At 56.0% G+C, this 22763-nt stretch carries 16 protein-coding genes; 12 read left to right on the top strand and 4 right to left on the bottom strand.

What is annotated here, in order from left to right:
* Window positions 1-25: 25 nt before the first annotated feature.
* From SK50_RS19905 to mutH, 3 genes are all read right to left on the bottom strand, one after another.
* Complete coding sequence (locus tag SK50_RS19905) at window positions 26-1066, bottom strand: NADP(H)-dependent aldo-keto reductase (protein ID WP_023295360.1); 1041 nt, start codon at window positions 1064-1066, stop codon at window positions 26-28.
* 132 nt (window positions 1067-1198) lie between these two features.
* On the bottom strand, window positions 1199-1417 hold the full coding sequence (locus SK50_RS19900) for a YgdI/YgdR family lipoprotein (RefSeq protein WP_003862794.1): 219 nt from the start codon (window positions 1415-1417) through the stop codon (window positions 1199-1201).
* A gap of 128 nt (window positions 1418-1545) precedes the next feature.
* Window positions 1546-2238: a DNA mismatch repair endonuclease MutH gene (mutH, locus tag SK50_RS19895; RefSeq protein WP_017692735.1), complete on the bottom strand. Its 693-nt coding sequence runs from the start codon at window positions 2236-2238 to the stop codon at window positions 1546-1548.
* 683 nt (window positions 2239-2921) lie between these two features.
* On the opposite strand from mutH, the gene rppH reads away from it, so the two are divergent.
* The 12 genes from rppH to recD all read left to right on the top strand — a co-directional run bounded on the left by rppH (window position 2922) and on the right by recD (window position 21284).
* Entirely contained in the window at window positions 2922-3452 is a 531-nt protein-coding gene (gene rppH, locus SK50_RS19890) for an RNA pyrophosphohydrolase (protein ID WP_003862791.1), read from the top strand.
* Window positions 3453-3464: 12 nt separating this feature from the next.
* The gene (ptsP, locus tag SK50_RS19885) at window positions 3465-5711 is read left to right on the top strand and encodes a phosphoenolpyruvate--protein phosphotransferase (RefSeq protein ID WP_032669294.1); all 2247 of its coding nucleotides are present in this window, start codon (window positions 3465-3467) and stop codon (window positions 5709-5711) included.
* A 228-nt stretch (window positions 5712-5939) separates the two neighbouring features.
* Complete coding sequence (lgt, locus tag SK50_RS19880; protein WP_003862787.1) at window positions 5940-6815, top strand: prolipoprotein diacylglyceryl transferase; 876 nt, start codon at window positions 5940-5942, stop codon at window positions 6813-6815.
* A gap of 6 nt (window positions 6816-6821) precedes the next feature.
* Window positions 6822-7616, top strand: a complete 795-nt coding sequence (thyA, locus tag SK50_RS19875) for a thymidylate synthase (protein WP_015571751.1) — start codon at window positions 6822-6824, stop codon at window positions 7614-7616.
* A 184-nt stretch (window positions 7617-7800) separates the two neighbouring features.
* Entirely contained in the window at window positions 7801-8265 is a 465-nt protein-coding gene (locus SK50_RS19870) for a prepilin peptidase-dependent protein (protein WP_045344626.1), read from the top strand.
* Window positions 8256-8816 (top strand): prepilin peptidase-dependent protein, encoded by a 561-nt coding sequence (locus SK50_RS19865; protein WP_032619109.1) that lies wholly within the window; start codon window positions 8256-8258, stop codon window positions 8814-8816. Before SK50_RS19870 ends, SK50_RS19865 begins: the two co-directional genes overlap by 10 nt.
* Window positions 8813-9211, top strand: coding sequence for a DUF2509 family protein (locus tag SK50_RS19860; protein WP_017382846.1), 399 nt, complete (start codon window positions 8813-8815; stop codon window positions 9209-9211). The genes SK50_RS19865 and SK50_RS19860 overlap by 4 nt, the downstream gene beginning before the upstream one ends.
* Window positions 9196-9519 carry a prepilin-type N-terminal cleavage/methylation domain-containing protein gene (locus SK50_RS19855; RefSeq protein ID WP_045344625.1) on the top strand — a complete coding sequence of 108 codons (324 nt, stop codon included), beginning with the start codon at window positions 9196-9198 and terminating at the stop codon, window positions 9517-9519. The genes SK50_RS19860 and SK50_RS19855 overlap by 16 nt, the downstream gene beginning before the upstream one ends.
* 12 nt (window positions 9520-9531) lie before the next feature.
* The gene (gene recC / locus SK50_RS19850) at window positions 9532-12906 is read left to right on the top strand and encodes an exodeoxyribonuclease V subunit gamma (protein WP_048229849.1); all 3375 of its coding nucleotides are present in this window, start codon (window positions 9532-9534) and stop codon (window positions 12904-12906) included.
* A 139-nt stretch (window positions 12907-13045) separates the two neighbouring features.
* Window positions 13046-15928 (top strand): pitrilysin, encoded by a 2883-nt coding sequence (ptrA, locus tag SK50_RS19845; protein WP_032619114.1) that lies wholly within the window; start codon window positions 13046-13048, stop codon window positions 15926-15928.
* Complete coding sequence (gene recB, locus SK50_RS19840; RefSeq protein ID WP_045344623.1) at window positions 15925-19467, top strand: exodeoxyribonuclease V subunit beta; 3543 nt, start codon at window positions 15925-15927, stop codon at window positions 19465-19467. Before ptrA ends, recB begins: the two co-directional genes overlap by 4 nt.
* Window positions 19464-21284 carry an exodeoxyribonuclease V subunit alpha gene (gene recD / locus SK50_RS19835; protein WP_045344622.1) on the top strand — a complete coding sequence of 607 codons (1821 nt, stop codon included), beginning with the start codon at window positions 19464-19466 and terminating at the stop codon, window positions 21282-21284. The genes recB and recD overlap by 4 nt, the downstream gene beginning before the upstream one ends.
* Window positions 21285-21317: 33 nt before the next feature.
* Here the strand turns inward: recD and argA are convergent, their stop codons facing one another.
* Window positions 21318-22649 carry an amino-acid N-acetyltransferase gene (gene argA, locus SK50_RS19830; RefSeq protein ID WP_015571744.1) on the bottom strand — a complete coding sequence of 444 codons (1332 nt, stop codon included), beginning with the start codon at window positions 22647-22649 and terminating at the stop codon, window positions 21318-21320.
* Window positions 22650-22763: the final 114 nt, after the last annotated feature.

The following is a 22763-nucleotide window of genomic DNA, read 5'->3' as shown; positions in this document are numbered from 1 at the left end:
AACGCACGTTGCCGTTTTGCTTTTATTACGGTGCCGGGTAGGTATAAACCTGATGCACCGCTTCAATCTCCGCTAATACCTCTTCACTCAGGTTCAGATGGAAACTCTCAATATTGGTTTTCAACTGATCCATCGTCGTTGCGCCGAGCAGGGTACTCGCCACAAACGGCTGACGACGCACGAAGGCCAGCGCCATCTGCGCCGGATCGAGTCCGTAGCGTTTCGCGATATCCACGTAGGCCGCAACGGCTTTTTGCGTCTGCTCGCCGCTATAGCGGGTGAAGCGGCTGAAAAGCGTGTTACGCGCACCAGCCGGTTTCGCGCCGTTCAGGTATTTGCCCGTCAGGGTACCGAAGCCCAGACAGGAGTAGGCGAGCAGTTCCACCTCTTCGTACTGCGTCACCTCCGCCAGACCCACTTCATAACTGCGGTTCAGCAGGCTGTACGGGTTCTGAATGGTCACGATGCGCGGCAGGTCGTGTTTATCGGCCAGATGCAGATAGCGCATCACGCCAAACGCCGTCTCGTTGGAAACGCCAATGTAGCGGATCTTACCCGCCCGCTGGCACTCCGTGAGCGCTTCCAGCGTTTCCAGCAGGGTAACGGCCGGAGCACTTTCGTTCCAGGTGTAGCCAAGCTTACCGAAGCAGTTCGTCGGACGCTGCGGCCAGTGCACCTGATAAAGATCGAGATAGTCGGTTTGCAGGCGCTTGAGGCTGGCATCCAGCGCGGCACGGATATTCTTGCGATCGAGGATCTGGTTAGGGCGGATCCCGGCATCGTTATTACGGGAAGGGCCGCTGACTTTGGAGGCGATGACCAGCTTTTCGCGATTGCCGCGTTTCGCCAGCCAGTTGCCGACATACGTTTCAGTAAGACCTTGTGTTTCCGGGCGGGGAGGAACGGGGTACATCTCCGCAACGTCAATCAGGTTAATGCCCTGGCTGACGGCGTAATCGAGTTGTGCATGGGCATCGGCTTCGCTGTTTTGTTCACCAAATGTCATGGTGCCCAACCCCAGTTGGCTGATCTCCAGAGCGCTGTGGGGGATACGATGATAATGCATAGCCGGTTTCCTTTTTTAGACATACAGACTGCGTCAGGAACCTCCCGACAAAGGAATATAAACATGGCAGAGGGAAGGCAAAAGGGGAAGGAAAAAATCAAAAAGGCCAGCAAGCTACTGACCTTTATCTGTTTAACGCTCGATGATCTGGGAGACTTCGTCGCGATTAATCTGCATTTGATTGCCTTCGCGATCGCGGTAACTCACCAGACCGGTATCGTCGTCGACTTCGGGTTTGCCATCGGTCAGGATCATACGACCATCTTTCGTTGACATGACATAGTCGCTGCTGCAACCCGATACCGCAAACGCTAAACCGACTGCTGAGATAATTACTGCCCATTTTTTCATCGTTCTCATCCTCACCTGGCTCGTATCAAATCATAGTGTAGTAATAACCTGATATTACGACAGGTGAAAGGGGGGAAATCTTAAAAAGGAGGAGATTATGTTAGCCGGAGCGCAAAATTAGTAAAAAACTATGTTTTCAACAGGAAGTGGCGTGCCAGCAGCGCCCCGGTGAAATTCTTTTTAAGATAGAAACCGCGCGGCAGCGTCAGGATCGGTTCGCCCTGTGCGCCTACCGCTTCAGTGAGCGCTTTGCTGTTGGCGGCTTTGGGACGAAGTTGTAGCACTTCGCCATGCCGGGCGGTGATACGCTCAACCTGTCCCAGCACAATCATGTCCATCAGCTCTTCCCAGTCCTGGGAAAGCTGTCTCTCCTCTTCTTCATTCGGGCTCCAGAGCAGCGGGGCGCCAACGCGACGCTCAGCCAGCGGGATCTGCCTGTCGCCCTCAACGGGTACCCACAACACCCGCTTCAGCTTATGCCTGACGTGGCTGGTTTCCCATGTCACTCCGCTGTTACCCGTGAGCGGCGCAACGCAGACAAAGGTGGTTTCCAGCGGCCGCCCCTGGCTATCGATGGGGATCGTCTTCAGTTCCACCCCCAGCGCCGCAAAATCTTGCTCGGGTTTACTGCCCGCGCTTGCGCCCAGCCAGCGTTCCAGCAACACGCCGATCCAGCCCTTATCACGCTTTAGATCGTTAGGTATCGTCAACCCAGCCATCACGGCCAGCTCGCCCAGTGAATAGCCTGCCAGGCGTTGTGCCTGCTGGAGCAACTGGGCTTCACTGACGGGAGGAGAGAGCAGTGGGGCGAGAGAATGCATGCTAACGACCTTTTGATTAAAAAATGAGCTGATATTTTATCCCTTGTGGACAGAGTTTACCTTTTTCTGTGCACCTATTCCATGTGGATGATTTATATCATCTTTTTTAGAATGTAATCCGTCCCGCGGCGGCTAAAAAACAGGTTGTGCAATTCTGGTCACTGACAATAAACAGGATCTTATACCATGTTATCCACAGAAAAATGGGATAACTGGGAATAACTGCCACTACTGTTTCAATTTACAGCCTTGACGTGCGATGAAAATCGAATTTTCACACAAATTGTGCCTAACTTATTGGCACAAACTGTGGATAAAACCGACGCTGTTCGATCTTTCATCAGCAGGAGGATCTTTGATGTGATGATCGTCACGTTTATCGCCCTGGATACCCTTAATTTCAATATAATCATATGAATTTAAATGATTTGTTATAAGCGGGGTAAATTGGCGGCTCGTCGGGCTACAAGGTTGTTCATCGGTAATTCCGCACTTCTTCACAACTATATCCACAGAAAAGGTGAATAAAAATGGTCTCTGTCGCCCGCATCTGTTTATAACTCCGCACTAAATTGTGAGTTATTCAAATGTTATTAGGTTGCAGGCCTGTAAGAGAGTGGTTTACCGCCTCCCTGTAGTGTGAAACAATCATTCATATATCAGATTTAGTTTGGGGTAGTCCGGTGATTGATGACGATGGCTACCGCCCAAACGTAGGAATAGTAATTTGTAATCGTCAGGGCCAGGTGATGTGGGCCCGGCGATATGGTCAGCACTCCTGGCAGTTCCCGCAAGGCGGGATCAATCCCGGAGAGTCCCCAGAACAAGCGATGTACCGGGAGCTGTTTGAAGAGGTTGGTTTAAGCCGAAAAGATGTTCGCATCCTGGCTTCGACCCGCAACTGGTTGCGTTACAAGTTACCGAAACGTTTGGTGCGTTGGGACACAAAGCCGGTTTGTATCGGCCAGAAACAGAAGTGGTTTCTTTTGCAGTTGGTGGGCAACGATTCAGATATCAATATGCAAACCAGCAGCACGCCAGAGTTTGATGGCTGGCGCTGGGTAAGCTACTGGTATCCGGTTCGTCAGGTCGTGTCATTTAAGCGCGATGTATATCGTAGGGTGATGAAAGAGTTCGCAAGTGTCGTGATGCAGCTTCAGGAGACGCCTCCGAAGCCACAGAGCGCACCTGCCTGGCGACGTAAAAGAGGTTAAGCTACGCAAATCATGCTCACCCGCTTGCGAGAAATAGTTGAAAAGGTTGCCAGTGCGCCTCGCCTCAACGAGGCGCTGAATATTCTGGTGACGGACATCTGTCTTGCGATGGAAACCGAGGTCTGTTCGGTCTACCTGGCCGACCATGACCGACGTTGCTACTACCTGATGGCAACCCGCGGTTTAAAAAAACCACGGGGACGCACCGTCACGCTCGCGTTTGATGAAGGTATTGTTGGCCTGGTCGGGCGACTGGCGGAGCCAATCAACCTTGCCGACGCGCAAAAACACCCCAGCTTCAAATATATCCCTTCCGTCAAAGAGGAGCGGTTCCGCGCTTTCCTTGGCGTGCCGATTATTCAGCGCCGTCAACTGCTTGGCGTGCTTGTTGTCCAACAACGAGAGTTGCGGCAGTACGATGAAAGCGAGGAGTCTTTCCTCGTCACGCTGGCAACGCAGATGGCTGCGATCCTCTCCCAGTCTCAGCTGGCAGCCCTTTTTGGGCAGTATCGTCATACCCGCATCCGTGCGCTTCCGGCCTCGCCGGGCGTCGCGATTGCCGAAGGCTGGATGGATGCCACGCTCCCGTTGATGGAGCAGGTCTACGAAGCCTCGACGCTGGATGAAGCGCTTGAGCGCGAACGGCTTACCGCTGCGCTGGAAGAGGCGGCGAATGAATTTCGTCGCTACAGCAAACGCTTTGCCGCTGGCGCGCAAAAAGAGACGGCGGCCATTTTCGACCTCTACTCACACCTGCTTTCCGATGCGCGTTTGCGTCGTGAGTTATTTGCCGAGGTCGATAAAGGTTCGGTGGCAGAGTGGGCGGTTAAAAAGGTCATTGAAAAATTTGCCGAGCAGTTTGCGGTGCTGACTGACGGTTATCTGAAAGAGCGCGCCGGCGATTTACGCGCGCTTGCGCAACGTCTGCTGTTCCACCTTGATGATACTATTCAGGGGGCGAATGCCTGGCCGAGCCGGTTTGTACTGGTGGCCGATGAACTCTCGGCGACGACGCTGGCGGAATTACCGCAGGACAGGCTGGCGGGCGTAGTGGTGCGCGATGGCGCAGCTAACTCCCATGCCGCCATTATGGTGCGCGCGCTCGGTATTCCGACCGTGATGGGGGCGGATATTCAGCCCTCCGTACTGCATCGCCGTACGCTGGTGGTGGACGGATACCGCGGTGAGTTGCTGGTGGATCCTGAGCCGGTGCTCCTTCAGGAGTACCAGCGTCTCATCAGCGAAGAGAATGAATTAAGCAAGCTGGCGGAAGATGACGTCAACCTGCCCGCGCAGCTCAAGAGCGGTGAGCGGGTGAAGGTGATGCTCAACGCTGGCTTAAGCCCCGAGCATGAAGAGAAGCTCGGCAGCCGCATCGATGGTATCGGCCTCTACCGCACCGAAATACCGTTTATGCTGCAAAGCGGCTTCCCGTCAGAAGAGGAGCAGGTGGCGCAGTATCAGGGCATGTTGCAGATGTTTAACGATAAACCCGTCACGTTGCGCACCCTGGACGTCGGCGCGGATAAGCAACTGCCCTATATGCCCATCAGTGAAGAGAATCCCTGCCTCGGCTGGCGTGGGATCCGCATAACCCTCGATCAGCCGGAAATCTTCCTTATCCAGGTTCGTGCGATGCTGCGTGCCAACGCGGCCACGGGGAATCTCAGCATTTTGCTGCCGATGGTCACCAGTATTGACGAGATCGACGAAGCGCGGCGGTTGATAGAACGTGCAGGGCGCGAAGTGGAAGAGATGATCGGCTATGCGATCCCTAAACCCCGTATCGGCGTGATGCTTGAAGTGCCTTCGATGGTCTTTATGTTGCCGCAGCTGGCGACCCGCGTTGATTTTATCTCCGTTGGCACCAACGACTTAACGCAATACATTCTGGCGGTCGATCGCAACAATACGCGCGTTGCCAGCATCTACGACAGCCTGCATCCGGCGATGCTTCGTGCCCTGGCGATGATCGCCCGTGAAGCCGAGCAGCATAATATCGACCTGCGCCTGTGCGGTGAAATGGCCGGCGATCCAATGTGCGTGGCGATCCTGATTGGTCTCGGTTTCCGTCACCTGTCAATGAACGGACGTTCCGTTGCGCGTGTGAAATACCTGTTACGTCACATCGAACAAGATGAGGCGCGCGAACTGGCCGCGCGTAGCCTGGAAGCACAGCTGGCAGCCGAAGTGCGCCATCAGGTGGCTGCGTTTATGGAGCGACGCGGCATGGGCGGTTTGATCCGCGGCGGCCGCTGATCCCCACAAAATAATGACGGCTCGGACGACCCCCTCTCCCTTGAGGGAGAGGAATAGGGTGAGGGGGAACAGCGCGCATGAAACCCTATACACATCTTTTACATCTCAGGCGCATCCTCCGCGCCTGCCTTATGCTATGATTCGCAACTTTGGAGCACCTGCCAACGGCGGGAATGCAATTCACCCGCTGTCCACTTTCAGCGGAATAACAACATCTTGTGGTGACAGATGAACAGTGGTTATCTGCATTTTCCGGAATTCGATCCGGTTATTTTCTCAATAGGACCTGTAGCGCTGCACTGGTACGGTCTGATGTACCTGGTGGGCTTCGTCTTTGCCATGTGGCTTGCTGGCCGTCGCGCCAGTCGTCCAGGCAGCGGCTGGACGAAGAACGAAGTGGAAAACCTGCTTTATGCCGGCTTCCTCGGCGTGTTCCTGGGCGGTCGCATCGGTTATGTCCTGTTCTATAATTTCCCGGTATTCCTGAACGACCCGCTCTATCTGTTCCGCGTCTGGGACGGCGGCATGTCTTTCCACGGCGGGTTGATTGGTGTGATCCTGGTCATGGTGATCTTCGCCAGACGGACCAAACGGAACTTCTTCCAGGTGGCTGATTTTATTGCGCCGTTAATCCCGTTTGGGCTGGGCGCAGGGCGTCTGGGCAACTTCATCAACGGTGAACTGTGGGGGCGTGTCGATCCGAGCGTGCCGTTTACCATGCTGTTCCCGGGCTCCCGCGCGGAGGATATCGCGCTGCTGCCTTCACATCCTGAGTGGCAGTCCATTTTCGATACCTACGGCGTTCTGCCGCGCCATATGTCACAGCTCTATGAGCTGGCGCTGGAAGGCGTGGTGCTGTTCATCATCCTGAATCTGTATATCCGCAAACCGCGCCCAATGGGGGCTGTCTCTGGTCTGTTCCTGATTGGCTACGGCGCGTTTCGTATCATCGTCGAGTTCTTCCGCCAGCCGGATGCGCAGTTTACCGGGGAATGGGTACAGTACATCAGCATGGGGCAGATCCTCTCCATCCCGATGATTGTCGCGGGTGCCATTATGATGATTTGGGCGTATCGTCGTCGTCCACAGCAACAACTTTCCTGAGGAATCATGAAACAGTATCTTGAATTGATGAAAAAAGTGCTCGACGAGGGCACGCCGAAAAACGACCGCACCGGCACCGGTACGCTCTCCATTTTTGGCCACCAGATGCGCTTCAATCTGCAAGAAGGCTTTCCTCTGGTGACAACGAAGCGCTGCCATCTGCGCTCGATCATTCATGAACTGCTCTGGTTCCTGCAAGGCGATACCAACGTTGCTTATCTGCATGAAAACAATGTCTCCATCTGGGACGAGTGGGCAGATGAGAACGGCGACCTGGGCCCGGTATACGGCAAGCAATGGCGCGCGTGGCCTACCCCGGACGGCCGCCATATCGACCAGATCACGACCGTCATGAACCAGCTGAAAAATGACCCGGACTCGCGCCGTATTATTGTTTCTGCCTGGAACGTGGGGGAACTGGATAAAATGGCGCTGGCGCCTTGCCACGCGTTTTTCCAGTTCTACGTGGCGGACGGCAAGCTCTCCTGCCAGCTCTATCAACGCTCCTGCGACGTATTCCTCGGCCTGCCGTTTAACATCGCCAGCTACGCGCTGTTGGTGCACATGATGGCGCAGCAGTGCGATCTTGAAGTGGGCGATTTTGTCTGGACGGGCGGTGATACCCACCTCTACAGCAATCATATGGAACAGACGCATCTCCAGCTGACGCGCGAACCGCGTGCATTGCCGAAGCTGGTGATCAAACGTAAACCGGAATCGATCTTCGATTACCGTTTTGATGATTTCGAGATTGAGGGTTACGACCCGCATCCCGGCATTAAAGCTCCTGTCGCCATCTGATACGGCAAATCCTGACACAACCGGTGCTCTTTAGCGCCGGTTTTTTTTCACGCCCGTTTTGTTTTTCGAGCCTGTTTCCAGAGATGATGCAACGCGTTGCAACGGGTGAAAATCTCCTGAAAGCGGCTCGTAAAGTTCTGCTTTGACGCTCGCACCGTTTTTGCTATTCCGCCACACTCCCGCCATGAAAAACGAACAAGGCTTTACGCTTATCGAAACCCTTATCGCCGTTTCGCTGACAGTGATCCTCAGCGCCACAGGGCTCTATGGCTGGGACAGCTGGCAGCAGCGGCAGCGGCTTTGGCAAACCGCCTGCCAGGTGCGGGATTACCTGGTGTTTTTGCGCAATGACGCCAACCGTCACAACAGCGAGCACAGGATCGCGCTGCATAACGACGGTGAAAAGGAGTGTCTGGCCAGTTTAGCGGTGACCGGTTGTGACAGCGGCGGACCGTTCGTGATGAAGCCGATGTGGCCCGAGGTCACGATAAGCGACATAACCCCTGCGCTGGGATTTTACGGTTTAAGGGATACCGCATGGGCCGGACATATCCGCGTGCAGAGCCGCGCTGGTGGGTGGTGGGTTATTGTCTCAAATGGCGGACGTATCAGGCTGTGTAATGCCGCAGGAGAAGGTGCATGCCAGTAAATCGAAAAGGGTTTTCCCTGCTGGAAGTGCTTATTGCGATGACGATAAGCAGCATTCTGTTACTCAGCACGTCACGTTTTTTACCGGGGCTACAGCGGGGTGTTTTACTGCAATCCGGACAGCAGGAGCTGGAGGATGAGGTCTGGCAACGTCTGTTCGCGATCGGTAAACAGTTTCAGAGGGCAGGATATTGTGCAGGGCATTGCCAGGGGCAGGGGATGATCATCGGCAGGCAAGGACGATGTGCGATTGTGCTATGGGATGCGAACAGCAACGGCCAGTGGGATAGCACCGCGTCAGAAAACGACAGTACGGGATTCCGGCTTGAGTCCGGATCGCTTGAAACGCTGCGGGGCGCCACATCCTGTGACGGTAAGGGATGGGATAAGCTCACCGACCCGGATCGGGTCCTGATAGAGCAATTTATGGTCACTAAAACCGATCATGATGGCTTTGCGCCGGTTATCAGTATCGAGCTGCGTGCCCGCCGTAAAGGTGAACTGACCGCACCCTTTTCGGCTCGCCATACCGTAACGGGGTTTAATCTGTGAATCGTCAGCGGGGCATGTCATCGCTGGCGCTGGTCCTGCTGTTGCTGGTGCTCGGCACGCTGATCCTCACCGGATTAAATCAGCAGCTGCAAACCTTTAGCACGCTGGTAAGTGGCGAGAGTTTGTCTGTTCGCCAGCAGGCTGCCGTGCAATCTGCACTGGAGTGGGGGCGCGTTCAGGAATGGGCTTTACAGCCAGAGGTTCAGTGCAAACAGACACAACGTTTGCGGGTCTGTATAAGGCTGTTTGGGGCGCGTGTGTTGCTTATTGCCGGCAATGACAATCTATTGCTATGGCGAGGCGGGGACATCTCGGAGGGGCAGATACGCTTTTCCGCCCACGGCTGGAGTGATTTCTGCCCCCTTAAGGAAAGTACGCTATGTCAGTTACCCTGAGCAGACAAAAAGGATTTAGCATCGTTGAGGTTTTGCTGGCAATGATGTTGCTGGTTGTGGTTGTGATGGCGTTATCCGGCTATCATCGCGCGCTGGCAGCCCGGTATGCGGCGCTTAGCCAGTATCGTCAGCTATGGCATCATGCGTGGAATCAGTCGCAGATCTCAACATTAACGCTCCCGCCGGGCTGGCAGGTCAGTCGGGGGCAGACAACACAGTCCGGATGTGTCAGCATCACGGTCACACTTATTTCTCCTATGGGGCGGCAGGGCGCGTTGACGCGTCTGCATTGCCCGGTTAGCCGCTAGTCGGGAGCGTTTATGCTAAGGGTTTACCACTCAAATCGTCTGGATGTGCTGGAAGCACTGATGGAGTATATCGTTGAGCAAGAGCGTCTTGACGATCCGTTTGAGCCAGAAATGGTGCTGGTGCAGAGCACCGGTATGGCGCAGTGGCTGCAAATGTCCCTTTCGCAGAAATTTGGCATTGCGGCGAACATCGATTTTCCGCTGCCCGCGAGCTTTATCTGGGAGATGTTTGTTCGCGTCCTGCCGGATATTCCTGAGCAGAGCGCCTTCAACAAACAAAGCATGGCCTGGAAACTGATGACGCTGCTGCCGGACATGCTGGCGCATGATGAGTTTGCCATGCTGCGGCACTATCTGAATGACGACACCGACAAGCGTAAACTTTTCCAGCTGGCCTCACGTACTGCCGACCTTTATGACCAGTATCTGGTTTACCGTGCAGAATGGCTGATTCGCTGGGAAGCGGGAGAATTAGTCGATGGGTTACCGGAAGCGCAAATCTGGCAGGCGCCGCTCTGGAAAGCGCTGGTCGAGCATACCGGGAAACTCGGTCAGCCTAAGTGGCACCGTGCTAACCTGTACGATCGCTTTATCTCAATACTTGAGAACAGCGCAGAACGGCCAGCCCGTTTGCCGTCACGCGTGTTCATTTGCGGTATCTCCGCGCTGCCGCCTGTCTACCTGAACGCGCTAAAAGCGCTCGGTAAGCACACTGATATCCATATCCTCTTTACCAACCCGTGTCGACACTATTGGGGGGATATTCAGGATCCGCGCTGGCTTTCACGGCTGGTCACCCGCCAGAGAAAGCGCCTCTTTGAAGAGCGCGCCGTGCCGCTGTTTAAAGACAGTGAAAACGCGGCGCAGCTTTTTGATGAAGAAGGGATTCAGAACCTGCCGAACCCGCTGCTTGCCTCGTGGGGCAAGCTCGGACGCGACTATATTTATCTGCTTTCTGAAATCACCTCCTCGGGAGAAGGGGATGTGGATGCGTTTGCGGATATTACGCCGGACAGCCTGCTGCACAATATTCAGCTTGATATTCTGGATTTGGAAAACCGTGCCGTTGCCGGGATCACCGCCGAGGAGTTTGCGCGAAGCGACAATAAGCGAAAACTGGATCCTGACGATCGCAGTATCGCGATCCACGTTTGCCACAGCCCACAGCGTGAAGTTGAAATTCTTCATGACCGCCTGCTGGCCATGTTACAGGACGATCCAACCCTGACACCGCGCGATATCGTGGTGATGGTGGCGGATATCGACAGCTACAGCCCGTTTATTCAGGCGGTATTTGGCAGCGCAACGGGCGACCGCTATCTGCCCTACGCAATCTCTGACCGTCGCGCTCGTCAGTCACACCCGGCGCTACAGGCCTTTCTCAGCCTGCTTTCGCTGCCTGATAGCCGGTTTATCTCTGAGGATGTGCTGGCACTGCTGGATGTGCCTGTTCTGGCCGCACGTTTCAACATTAACGAAGAGGGGTTGCGCTATCTGCGCCAGTGGGTCAACGAATCCGGTGTCCGCTGGGGTATCGACGATGATAACGTCCAGGAGTTTGAACTGCCTGCGACCGGCCAGCATACCTGGCAGTTTGGCCTGACGCGCATGCTGCTGGGGTATGCGATGGAGAGCATCCACGGCGAATGGAATGACGTGCTGCCGTACGATGAGTCCAGTGGGTTAATCGCGGAACTGGTTGGTCACTTAGCCTCGCTGCTTATGCAGCTCAACCGCTGGCGCCGTGCGTTGATGCAGCCCCGCCCGCTCGAAGAGTGGCTGCCGATTAGCCGCGAAATGCTGAGTGATTTCTTCCTGCCGGACAGCGAAACTGAAGCGGCCATGGCGCTTATCGAGAAGCAGTGGCAGGCCATCGTTGATGAGGGGGTTAATTCGCACTATCACGAGGCGGTTCCTCTTTCGCTTCTGCGTGATGAGCTGACGCAACGTCTCGATCAGGAGCGCATCAGCCAGCGCTTCCTTGCGGGGCCGGTGAATATTTGTACCCTGATGCCAATGCGTTCAATCCCGTTCAAAGTGGTCTGTCTGCTTGGCATGAACGACGGTATTTATCCGCGTGCGCTTCCACCTCTGGGTTTTGATCTCATGAGCGCACAACCGAAGCGGGGCGACCGCAGCCGCCGCGATGATGACCGTTATCTCTTTCTTGAGGCGCTGATGTCTGCGCAAAGCAGGCTGTATATCAGCTATATCGGTCGTTCAATTCAGGACAACAGCGAGCGTTTCCCGTCTGTGCTGGTGCAGGAGCTGGTGGATTACATCGGACAGAGTCACTATCTGCCGGGCGATGAAGCCTGCAACTGCGACGAAAGCGAACGTCGGGTGATAGCGCATATCACCTGTCACCATAGCCGTATGCCGTTTGATCCTGTCAATTACGTTCCTGATGAACTGCAAAGCTACGCCCGCGAGTGGCTTCCCGCAGCGAAGAAAGCGGGGACGCCGCAAACCGATTTTATTCAGACGCTCGAACCGCGCGTCATAGATACCCTCTCGTTTGATCAGCTACAGCGTTTTTGGGCGCACCCGGTCCGGGCTTTTTTCCAGCAACGCTTGCAGGTGAATTTCCGCTCTGAAGAGAGCGAAATCCCCGATGCGGAACCGTTTATTCTTGATGGGCTGGAGCGTTTTAAGCTTAATTCCCAGCTTCTGAATGCGCTGGTTGACGAAGAAGACGCCAGTAAACTGTTCCGACGTTACAGGGCGTCGGGATTACTTCCGTATGGTGCATTCGGCGAAATCGTCTGGGATGCCCAGTGCGAGGAGATGCGAGCACTTGCTGACCGCGTTATCGCGTGTCGGCAGCCGGCGAGCAGCATTGAAATCGATCTCGATTGTAACGGTATGCACCTCAGCGGCTGGCTCACGCACGTGCAGTCTGACGGGCTGCTGCGCTGGCGGCCATCCATGCTCAGCGTTTCACATGGCCTGCAACTCTGGCTCGAACATCTTGTCTACAGTGCGAGTGGTCACGAAGGTGAAAGCCGGTTGTTTGTACGTAAGGACGGCGAATGGCGTTTCCCGCCGATGGAGCCTGAGCAGGCGTTGACGTATCTGTCGCTTTATATTGAAGGTTACCGTCAGGGCATGAACAAACCTCTGCTTTTGCTGCCTGAAAGTGGGGGGGCGTGGATAAAAGCCTGTTACGACGCGCAGAATGATGCCATGTTAACGGATGAGGCTTCGCTCCAGAAAGCGCGCAGCAAGTTTTTGCAGGCCTACGAAGGGAACATGATGGTACGTGGCGAAGGTGATGATGTCTGGTATCAACGTTTATGGCGAACGCTGGAGCCAGAATATTTCGACATTATCACCCATGAGGCGCAACGCTACCTGTTACCGTTGTTCAAATTTAATCAGTCCTGAGTGCTGTATAAAAATTGCGCAGTATGAGGTGTTCATTTATGATGCACCACTTATCACGGACTGATGTACCCAAAGAAAGAGATGCTGGCGTGTCCAGCACGCACGTTGTTAATGATGTAGCCGTGATAAAGAGGTCGTAATGCCAGGCAGCACCTTGTTCAAAGCGTTTGTTTTGTTTATCGCCCTTTGGGCTCCCGTCACTCAGGCCGATTCCGGTTGGCAACCTGTCAAGGAAACAATCCGTAAGAGCGATAAGGACACCCGTGAGTATCAGGCGATTCGTCTTGATAACGGGATGACCGTGCTGCTGGTTTCCGATCCTCAGGCGGTGAAATCGCTCTCCGCGCTGGTTGTGCCGGTGGGTTCGCTGGAAGATCCTGACGCCCATCCTGGACTGGCGCACTACCTTGAGCACATGACGCTGATGGGCTCTAAAAAATACCCACAGCCTGACAGCCTGTCCGAATTTCTGAAAATGCATGGCGGCAGCCACAACGCCAGTACCGCGCCGTATCGCACCGCGTTTTACCTGGAAGTGGAAAATGATGCGCTTGATGGGGCGGTGGACCGTCTGGCGGATGCCATCGCCGCACCGCTGCTGGATAAAAAATACGCTGACCGTGAACGTAATGCCGTGAACGCCGAACTGACGATGGCGCGCACGCGAGACGGTATGCGCATGGCGCAGGTTAGCGCTGAAACCATCAATCCGGCGCACCCGGGTTCGCGCTTCTCAGGCGGCAACCTTGAAACGCTGAGCGACAAGCCAGGTAGCCCGGTGCTCGATGCGCTGCATGCGTTTCGTGAAAAATACTATTCCGCCAATCTGATGAAAGCGGTTATCTACAGCAATAAACCGTTGCCGACGCTGGCAAACATGGCCGCGCAGACCTACGGCAGGGTGCCAAATAAAAATATCGATCTGCCGCAGATTAACGTGCCGGTTGTCACGGACGCGCAAAAAGGCATTGTTATTCACTATGTGCCGGCCTTGCCGCGCAAGGTGTTACGCGTTGAATTCCGTATTGATAACAACACGGCGCAGTTCCGCAGCAAAACCGACGAGCTGGTGACGTATCTTATCGGCAACCGCAGCCCGGGTACGCTCTCCGACTGGCTGCAAAAGCAGGGGCTGGTGGAAGGTATTCGCGCTGACTCCGATCCCGTTGTAAATGGGAATAGCGGCGTGCTGGCCATCTCCGCGACGCTGACCGATAAAGGGCTGGCTCACCGGGACGACGTCGTTGCGGCCATTTTCAGTTACCTCTCTCTGCTGCGCGATAAAGGCGTCGATAAACGCTACTTTGACGAGCTGGCGCACGTGCTGGATCTCGATTTCCGCTATCCCTCTATCACGCGTGATATGGACTACGTTGAGTGGCTGGCAGATACCATGATCCGCGTGCCGGTGGAACATACGCTGGATGCGGTAAATATTGCCGACCAGTATGACGCCGGAGCGCTCAAAGCGCGTCTGGCGATGATGACTCCGCAGAATGCCCGCGTCTGGTATATCAGCCCGAACGAACCGCATAACAAAATGGCCTACTTCGTTGATGCCCCGTATCAGGTTGAAAAAATCAGCGAACAGACCTTCGCGGGCTGGCAGAAAAAGGCGGGGGAAATTGCGCTGACGTTACCGGAACTTAACCCCTACATCCCGGACGATTTCTCGCTGATCAAACCCGCAAAGGCGTATCCGCACCCGGAGCTGATTGTTGATGAGCCGACGCTGCGCGTGGTCTACACCCCAAGCCGCTATTTCGCCGACGAGCCAAAAGCGGATGTTAGCGTGGTGCTGCGTAACCCCAAAGCAATGGACAGCGCCAGAAACCAGGTGCTGTTTGCGCTTAATGATTATCTGGCCGGTATTGCTCTCGATCAGCTCAGCAACCAGGCTGCCGTTGGTGGTATCAGTTTCTCCACCAACGCCAATAACGGCCTGATGGTGAATGCCAACGGCTATACCCAGCGTTTGCCGCAGCTGTTCCAGGCCCTGCTGGACGGTTATTTCAGCTATACGCCTACGGAAGAACAGCTCGAGCAGGCTAAGTCCTGGTATGCCCAGATGATGGATTCTGCCGAGAAGGGTAAAGCCTACGATCAGGCGATTATGCCAGCACAGATGCTGTCGCAAATTCCGTACTTCCAGCGCGAAGATCGCCGCGCGTTATTGCCCTCAGTCACCTTAAAAGAGGTGCTGGCTTACCGTGATGCGCTGAAAACCAATACCCGTCCGGAGTTCCTGGTTGTAGGGAATATGAGCGAAGATCAGGCTAAAACGCTGGCGCAAAACGTCCGTGCGCAACTGGGTTCAAAAGGCGATGAGTGGTGCCGTAACCAGGATGTGCTGGTAGAGAAAAAGCAGAACGTGATCTTCGAAAAAGCTGGAAGCAGCACGGATTCCGCGCTGGCCGCGGTGTTTGTCCCTGTCGGTTATGACGAATTTACCAGCTCTGCCCAGAGTGCGGTGCTTGGTCAAATTATTCAGCCGTGGTTTTACAACCAGCTGCGCACCGAAGAGCAGCTGGGCTATGCGGTATTCGCTTTCTCTATGAATGTGGGCCGTCAGTGGGGGCTGGGCTTCCTTCTGCAAAGCAGCGACAAGCAACCCGCTTACCTGTGGCAGCGTTATCAGGCGTTCTTCCCGCAGGCGGAAGCAAAACTGCGCGCCATGAAGCCGGAAGAGTTTGCCCAGATCCAGCAGGCGGTTATCGCCCAGGTGATGCAGCCGCCGCAGACGCTGGGTGAAGAGGCCTCGCAGCTGAGCAAAGATTTTGATCGCGGTAATATGAAATTTGATTCGCGTGATAAAATAGTGGCCGAAATAAAACAGCTGACGCCACAAAAGGTTGCCGATTTCTTCCATCAGGCGGTAGTAAAACCGCAGGGTATGGCCATCCTGTCTCAGGTTTCTGGCAGCCAGAACGGGAAAACGGACTACGTAAAATCAAAAGAGTGGACCGTCTGGAAGAGCGTCAGCGCGCTGCAACAAACTATGCCCTGGAGTAAGAAAGAATGACCCATACCGCTGAGCCGCTTGATCCCCTAAGTTTACCTCTACAGGGTGAGCGACTGATTGAAGCCTCAGCGGGAACGGGAAAAACCTATACCATCGCCGCGCTCTATTTGCGTCTGCTGTTGGGGCTCGGCGGCAACGCCGCTTTTTCGCGCCCGTTAAGCGTGGAAGAGCTGCTGGTGGTAACCTTCACCGAAGCGGCCACTGCCGAGCTGCGTGGCCGTATTCGCAGCAACATTCATGAGCTGCGCATCGCCTGTTTGCGTCAGACGACGGATAACCCCCTCTACGCGAGCCTGCTGGACGAGATTGCGGATAAGCAACAGGCTGCGCAATGGCTGCTGCTGGCCGAGCGGCAAATGGATGAAGCGTCCGTCTTCACCATTCACGGTTTTTGTCAGCGCATGTTAAGCCTGAATGCGTTTGAATCCGGCATGCTCTTTGAGCAGCAGCTTATTGAAGATGAATCCGAGCTTCGCTATCAGGCCTGTGCGGATTTCTGGCGTCGTCACTGTTATCCATTGCAGCGCGACATTGCCGAAGCGGTTCACGCCCTGTGGAAAGGTCCGGAAGAGCTTCTTCGCGCCATCGACCGTTACCTGCAAGGCGAAGCGCCGGTCATTAAATCTCCGCCGCCTGCCGATGAAACGCTGGCCTCGCGCCATGAAAAGATCGTCGCCAAAATTGCGACGCTTAAGCAGAAGTGGAATGAGTCGGTTGGTGAAATTGATGCAATCATCGAAAACTCAGGCATCGACAGACGCAAGTTCAACCGTGGGAACCAGGGGAAGTGGATCGAAAAGATCAGCGTCTGGGCCCAGGAGGAGACGCGGGGCTACCAGCTTCCGGACGCACTGGAAAAATTTTCGCAGCGCTTTTTGACCGAGCGAACCAAAGCCGACGGCATTGTGCCTGAGCATTCCCTGTTTGTGGCGATTGATGCGCTGCTTGCGGAGCCATTAACGCTCAATGACCTGATGATCACCCGCGCCATGACGGAGATCCGCCAGGCCGTCGCGCGCGAAAAACGTCGCCGGGGCGAGCTGGGGTTTGATGACATGCTGAGCCGCCTGGACGAGGCGCTGTCCAGCGAGAATGGTGAAGCGCTCGCCAGCGCGATCCGTACCCGTTTTCCGGTGGCGATGATTGACGAATTTCAGGACACCGACCCTCAGCAGTACCGCATTTTTCGCCGCATCTGGCGACAGCAGCCCGACACTGCTCTGTTGTTGATTGGCGACCCTAAACAGGCGATTTACGCCTTCCGTGGGGCAGATATCTTCACCTATATGAAAGCCCGTAGTGAGGTTGTCGCGCATTACACGTTAGACACTAACTGGCGTTCCGCGCCGGGGATGGTTGAGAGCGTCAATGCGCTGTTCAGCCGTATGGAGACGGCGTTCATGTTCAATGAAATCCCTTTCCTGCCGGTGAAATCCGCCCCAAAAAACGCATCCCTGCGCTTCGAAGTCAGTAGCGCGGTGCAACCCGCCATGACCTTCTGGCTGCTGGAAGGGGAAGGCTATGGGGTTGCCGACTATCAGGCGGCGATGGCCCAGCACTGCGCCGCGCAAATCCGTGACTGGCTGAGCGCAGGCGCGCGCGGCGAGGCGCTGCTGTGGAAGGGGGAACAGGCGAATCCAGTTAAAGCCTCTGATATTACCGTGCTGGTGCGCAGTCGTCAGGAAGCGGCGCTAATCCGCGATGCGCTAACGCTGCTGGATATTCCGTCAGTGTATCTCTCTAACCGCGACAGCGTGTTCGACACGCTGGAAGCCCAGGAAATGCTCTGGCTGCTTCAGGCGGTGCTGGCCCCGGAGCGCGAAAATACGCTTCGAAGCGCGCTGGCCAGCTCTATGCTGGGGTTGAACGCGCGCGATATTGATGAGCTCAACCATGACGAAAACGCATGGGATACGGTGGTGGAAGAGTTTGTCCATTACCGTGAACGCTGGCAAAAACGCGGCGTCATGGCGATGCTGCGCGAATTGATGACGCGGCGCCAGATTGCCGAAAATATGCTGGCGTCATCGGGCGGTGAAAGGCGTCTTACCGATATTTTACACATCAGCGAACTGTTGCAGGAAGCCGGCACCCAGCTTGAAAGTGAACATGCCCTCGTGCGCTGGCTGGCGCAGCAAATCGCGGATCCAAACAGTAACGCCTCAAGCCAGCAGATGCGTCTTGAGAGCGATAAGCATCTGGTGCAAATCGTCACCATTCACAAATCGAAAGGTCTCGAGTATCCGCTGGTCTGGCTGCCCTTTATCGCCAACTACCGCGTTCAGGATCAGGCCTATTATCATGACCGCGAGACTTTCGATGCGGTGCTCGATCTCAGCAAGGCGGAAACCAGCGTTGAGCTGGCGGAAGCGGAGCGTCTGGCGGAGGATTTGCGCCTGCTTTACGTGGCGCTGACCCGCTCTGTCTGGCATTGCAGCCTGGGCGTCGCGCCGGTTTTCCGCCGTCGCGGGGAGAAAACAGGGGAGAGCGATTTCCATTTAAGCGCGTTAGGGCGGCTTATCCAGCGTGGTGAGCCGAAAGATGCGGCGGGGTTGCGCCTCTGTATTGAGTCGCTTTGCGGTGACGATATCGCCCTGCATATCCCTTCTCTGCCAGACAACAGCCGCTGGGAAATGGCGCAAGAGCCCGCGACCGATCTTAACGCGCGCCAGATCACACGGGTGCTTGCCGACGACTGGCGCGTCACCAGCTACTCTGGCCTGCAACAGCACGGGCAAAGTATTGCGCAGGATCTCATGCCGAAGCTGGACGTGGATGCCGCAGGGGTGGGCGATGTTCCGGTTGAACCGACGTTAACTCCACATCAGTTCCCACGCGGCGCGTCGCCGGGCACCTTTTTGCACAGCCTCTTTGAAGAGCTTGATTTCACCCAGCCTGTCAGTGAGGAGTGGGTGCTGAAGATGTTGCAGAGCGGAGGCTATGACGCGCACTGGCTGCCCGTTCTCACTGACTGGATCAACGCCATTTTGCAGGCGCCGCTGACGACGCAGGGCTTCTCTCTTCGCCAGTTAACGGCCAAAAATAAGCAGGTTGAGATGGAGTTTTATCTGCCCGTCGCAGGCCCGCTTAAGGCCGACGCGCTCGATGCGCTCATCCGTCAGTACGATCCGCTGTCAGCCGGTTGCCCGCCGCTGAACTTCCGTCAGGTGCAGGGCATGCTGAAAGGGTTTATCGACCTGGTCTTCCGTCACGAAGGACGGTACTACCTGCTGGATTACAAATCGAACTGGCTGGGCGAGAACAGCGAAGCCTATACCCAGCAGGCGATGGCGGCAGCCATGCAAATGCATCGCTACGATCTGCAATATCAGCTCTATACCCTGGCGCTGCACCGCTATTTGCGCCACCGTATTGCGGATTATCGCTACGACGATCATTTTGGCGGTGTCATCTATCTGTTCCTGCGCGGGGTTGATGCTGCCGATCCGCGCTCCGGGATCTTCAGCACTCGTCCGGATGCGGAATTGATTAATAAAATGGATAACCTGTTTGCAGCAAACACGGAGGAGATGGCATGACGATGCAGGACTTATTGCTGGATGCGGTAGAGCAACGCGTGCTGCGTCAGCTGGACGTGCAGTTTGCCATGATGATTGCCGCTGACCAGCCCGCCGTGATGCTTGCCGCTGCCCTGTTGAGTAAAGATGCCGGAGAGGGGCATGTGTGTCTGCCGCTCTCGCGTCTGGTGGTTGACGAGAAAATGCCGCCTGTCCTCCAGTCCTGCTTTGCGCTGCTGGGAGATAAGGTGGACTGGCAGAAAATCTTGCGTGAATCGTCAGCCGTCGGGCCGGGAGACAACCAGGCACCGCTGATCCTTACGGGGGAGCGCTTATACCTGAACCGCCTGTGGCGAAACGAACTGACGGTAGCGCGTTTCTTTAGTGAGACCAATGCGCCGCTTCCCTGCGACGAAGCACAGCTTCGCCAGACGCTGGACAGGCTGTTTGACTCCGGTGAGGCCACAGACTGGCAGAAAGTGGCGGCAGCCGTCGCCCTGACGCGGCGGATCTCGGTGATATCCGGCGGCCCGGGAACGGGGAAAACAACGACCGTCGCAAAGCTGCTGGCAGCCCTGATACAGCTTTCAGGCGAGCAGCGATGCCGTATTCGTCTGGCGGCGCCCACCGGGAAGGCCGCGGCGCGTCTGACCGAATCACTGGGCGGTGCGATGCAACGGCTGCCGCTCACCCAGGAGCAGCTTGCGCTTTTCCCGGGTGAAGCAAGTACTCTGCACCGTCTGCTCGGCGCGCAGCCGGGTAGCCAGCGGCTGCGCTACCATGCGGGCAATCCGCTGCATCTGGACGTGCTGGTGGTAGATGAAGCCTCCATGATCGACCTGACCATGATGTCGCGCCTGATCGATGCGCTGCCACCCCATGCGCGCGTGGTTTTCCTGGGCGATCGCGACCAGCTCGCCTCTGTAGAAGCCGGGGCCGTACTGGGGGATATCTGTACCTACGCCAGTTACGGTTATACCCCCGCGCGGGCGCAGGAGCTCGCCCGTCTGACCGGTTGCTCGCTTGAACCCGATCACACGCCGATCGCGGGCGCACTGCGTGACAGCCTGTGCCTGCTGCAAAAAAGCTACCGTTTCGGTAGCGACTCCGGCATTGGCCAGCTGGCTGCGGCGGTCAACCGTGGCGACAGGCACGCCACGCGCACGGTGTTTGACGGTACCTTCACTGACATTGAAAAGAAATCGCTGCAAAGCGGGGAAGAGTATCAGGCTATGCTTGAGGAGGCTCTCCAGGGATACCAGCATTTTCTGAGCTGCGTGCAGCAGCGCAGTCAGCCCGGGCAGGTCATCGCCGCATTTGGCGAATACCAGCTTCTGTGCGCATTGCGGGAAGGGCCGTTTGGCGTCGCGGGCCTGAACGACAGGCTGGAGCAGCTGCTGGTGCAGAAACGCAAAATTAACCGTCAGCTGCATTCGCGATGGTATGAAGGCCGGCCAGTGATGATCTCCCGCAACGACAGTGCGCTGGGGCTGTTCAACGGGGATATCGGCATTGCGCTCGATCGCGGTAACGGTCTGCGCGTCTGGTTCCAGCTACCGGACGGTAGCGTGAAGTCCGTCCAGCCCAGCCGCCTGCCAGAGCATGAAACGGCATGGGCGATGACGGTACACAAATCTCAGGGCTCCGAGTTCAACCATGCGGCGCTGATCCTGCCGACCCAGCTGTCGCCGGTTGTGACCCGCGAGCTGGTCTACACTGCCATTACCCGTGCGCGCCAGCGTCTTTCACTGTATGCGGATGAGCGCGTGTTGAGTCAGGCGATTGCCACCCGTACCGAGCGCAGAAGCGGATTAAGCGTGATATTTGAATCTGTCTGAGTGAACGCCCTCTCCAGCAGGAGAGGGTGACTGTTATCCCAGGTCCGCCATTAACACCTTCGAGCGGCGCTGGTAGTTGTACATCTCTTTCTTACTTTCCGGCAGGGAATCAATATCCACCGGCGTGAAGCCGCGCTCCTGGAACCAGTGAATGCTGCGCGTGGTAAGCACGAACAGCTTGCTCAGACCCATCTGGCGCGCCTGTGCCGCCACGCGTTCAAGCAGCAGTTCCCCCCGTGAGGAGCTACGGTAATCAGGATGCACGGCGACGCATGCCATTTCGCCAATCTGCTCTTCCGGGAACGGATAAAGCGCCGCACAGGCTATGGTCAGGTTATCGCGCTGAATGATGGTGAACTTGTCGATCTCCATCTCCAGCTGTTCGCGGGAGCGGCGAACCAGAATGCCCTGTTGTTCCAGCGGACGGATCAGCTCCAGAATGCCGCCGATATCGTTGATGGTGGCACGGCGGATCTGCTCGGCGCTCTCCATGACGATCTGCGTACCGATCCCGTCCCGGGAGAACAGCTCCTGCAACAGCGCGCCGTCTTCCTGATAGCTGATCAGGTGGCTCCGGCGCACCCCGCTACGGCACGCTTTAACGGCGCCGCGCAGAAAACGCACGGTACCGGAATAGTAATCGCCTTCTGCTTCCAGCGCTTCGACGCGCGCCTGGGCTTCATTCGGAAAAAGTTCTGGCACAATCACGCCCTCATCGTTCACGACACCCTGTGAGGAGCAAAAGCCGATCATTTTTTCCGCTTTCAGCTTGATGGCCAACTGGGTGGCAATCTCTTCTGAGGTCAGATTAAAACTTTCACCCGTTACGGAGACGGCAACGGGTCCCATCAGGACGATCGCGCCATTATCTAACTGGCGGTGAATGGCTTCTTCATCAATACGGCGGATGCGGCCGCTGTGGCAGTAATCCACGCCATCGTCCACGCCGAGCGGCTGAGCGATGATAAAGTTGCCGCTCACCACGTTGATGTGCGCGCCCTGCAACGGCGTATTATTCAGGCTCATCGACAGGCGGGCGGTGATATCGAGCTGCAACAGACCCGCCGCCTGTTTGACCAGCTCGAGGGTTTTCGCATCCGTCACGCGCGTGTGTTTGTGGTAGATCGGCTCATGGTGATGGGCGGCCAGGTTGGCTTCGATTTGCGGACGTGCGCCATACACCACCACCAGACGGATGCCGAGGCTGTGCAGCAGGCCGATATCATTGACGATGCTGGAAAAGTTTTCATGCTCAATGGCTTCGCCGCCAAGCATGATGACAAACGTTTTTCCCCGATGGGTGTTGATATAGGGAACAGAATGGCGGAATCCCTGGACCAGTTCGGTTCTGCGTTCCTTAACCATGACACAACCCTTAGTGAATGTTTATTCGTAATTTCTGTATTTTTATTCGATTGTGGCCGCGTGTGCAAGCCTAAATTTTCTGCGACCCACAGAAAATAATAAGTAATCCGTGCG

The sequence above is a fragment of the Enterobacter sp. BWH64 genome, from assembly GCF_001037645.1.
In the GTDB taxonomy this organism is placed as follows: domain Bacteria; phylum Pseudomonadota; class Gammaproteobacteria; order Enterobacterales; family Enterobacteriaceae; genus Enterobacter; species Enterobacter hormaechei_C.
This window is presented reverse-complemented; position numbering and strand designations above follow the sequence as displayed.

Excerpts from the sequence above, each read along its gene's own strand:
- SK50_RS19905 (WP_023295360.1), bottom strand. The coding sequence starts at position 1,066 with ATGCATTATCATCGTATCCCCCACAGCGCTCTGGAGATCAGCCAACTG.
- SK50_RS19900 (WP_003862794.1), bottom strand. The coding sequence starts at position 1,417 with ATGAAAAAATGGGCAGTAATTATCTCAGCAGTCGGTTTAGCGTTTGCG.
- mutH (WP_017692735.1), bottom strand. The coding sequence starts at position 2,238 with ATGCATTCTCTCGCCCCACTGCTCTCTCCTCCCGTCAGTGAAGCCCAG.
- ptsP (WP_032669294.1), top strand. The coding sequence starts at position 3,465 with ATGCTCACCCGCTTGCGAGAAATAGTTGAAAAGGTTGCCAGTGCGCCT.
- lgt (WP_003862787.1), top strand. The coding sequence starts at position 5,940 with ATGAACAGTGGTTATCTGCATTTTCCGGAATTCGATCCGGTTATTTTC.
- thyA (WP_015571751.1), top strand. The coding sequence starts at position 6,822 with ATGAAACAGTATCTTGAATTGATGAAAAAAGTGCTCGACGAGGGCACG.
- SK50_RS19870 (WP_045344626.1), top strand. The coding sequence starts at position 7,801 with ATGAAAAACGAACAAGGCTTTACGCTTATCGAAACCCTTATCGCCGTT.
- SK50_RS19865 (WP_032619109.1), top strand. The coding sequence starts at position 8,256 with ATGCCAGTAAATCGAAAAGGGTTTTCCCTGCTGGAAGTGCTTATTGCG.
- SK50_RS19855 (WP_045344625.1), top strand. The coding sequence starts at position 9,196 with ATGTCAGTTACCCTGAGCAGACAAAAAGGATTTAGCATCGTTGAGGTT.
- recC (WP_048229849.1), top strand. The coding sequence starts at position 9,532 with ATGCTAAGGGTTTACCACTCAAATCGTCTGGATGTGCTGGAAGCACTG.
- ptrA (WP_032619114.1), top strand. The coding sequence starts at position 13,046 with ATGCCAGGCAGCACCTTGTTCAAAGCGTTTGTTTTGTTTATCGCCCTT.
- recB (WP_045344623.1), top strand. The coding sequence starts at position 15,925 with ATGACCCATACCGCTGAGCCGCTTGATCCCCTAAGTTTACCTCTACAG.
- recD (WP_045344622.1), top strand. The coding sequence starts at position 19,464 with ATGACGATGCAGGACTTATTGCTGGATGCGGTAGAGCAACGCGTGCTG.
- argA (WP_015571744.1), bottom strand. The coding sequence starts at position 22,649 with ATGGTTAAGGAACGCAGAACCGAACTGGTCCAGGGATTCCGCCATTCT.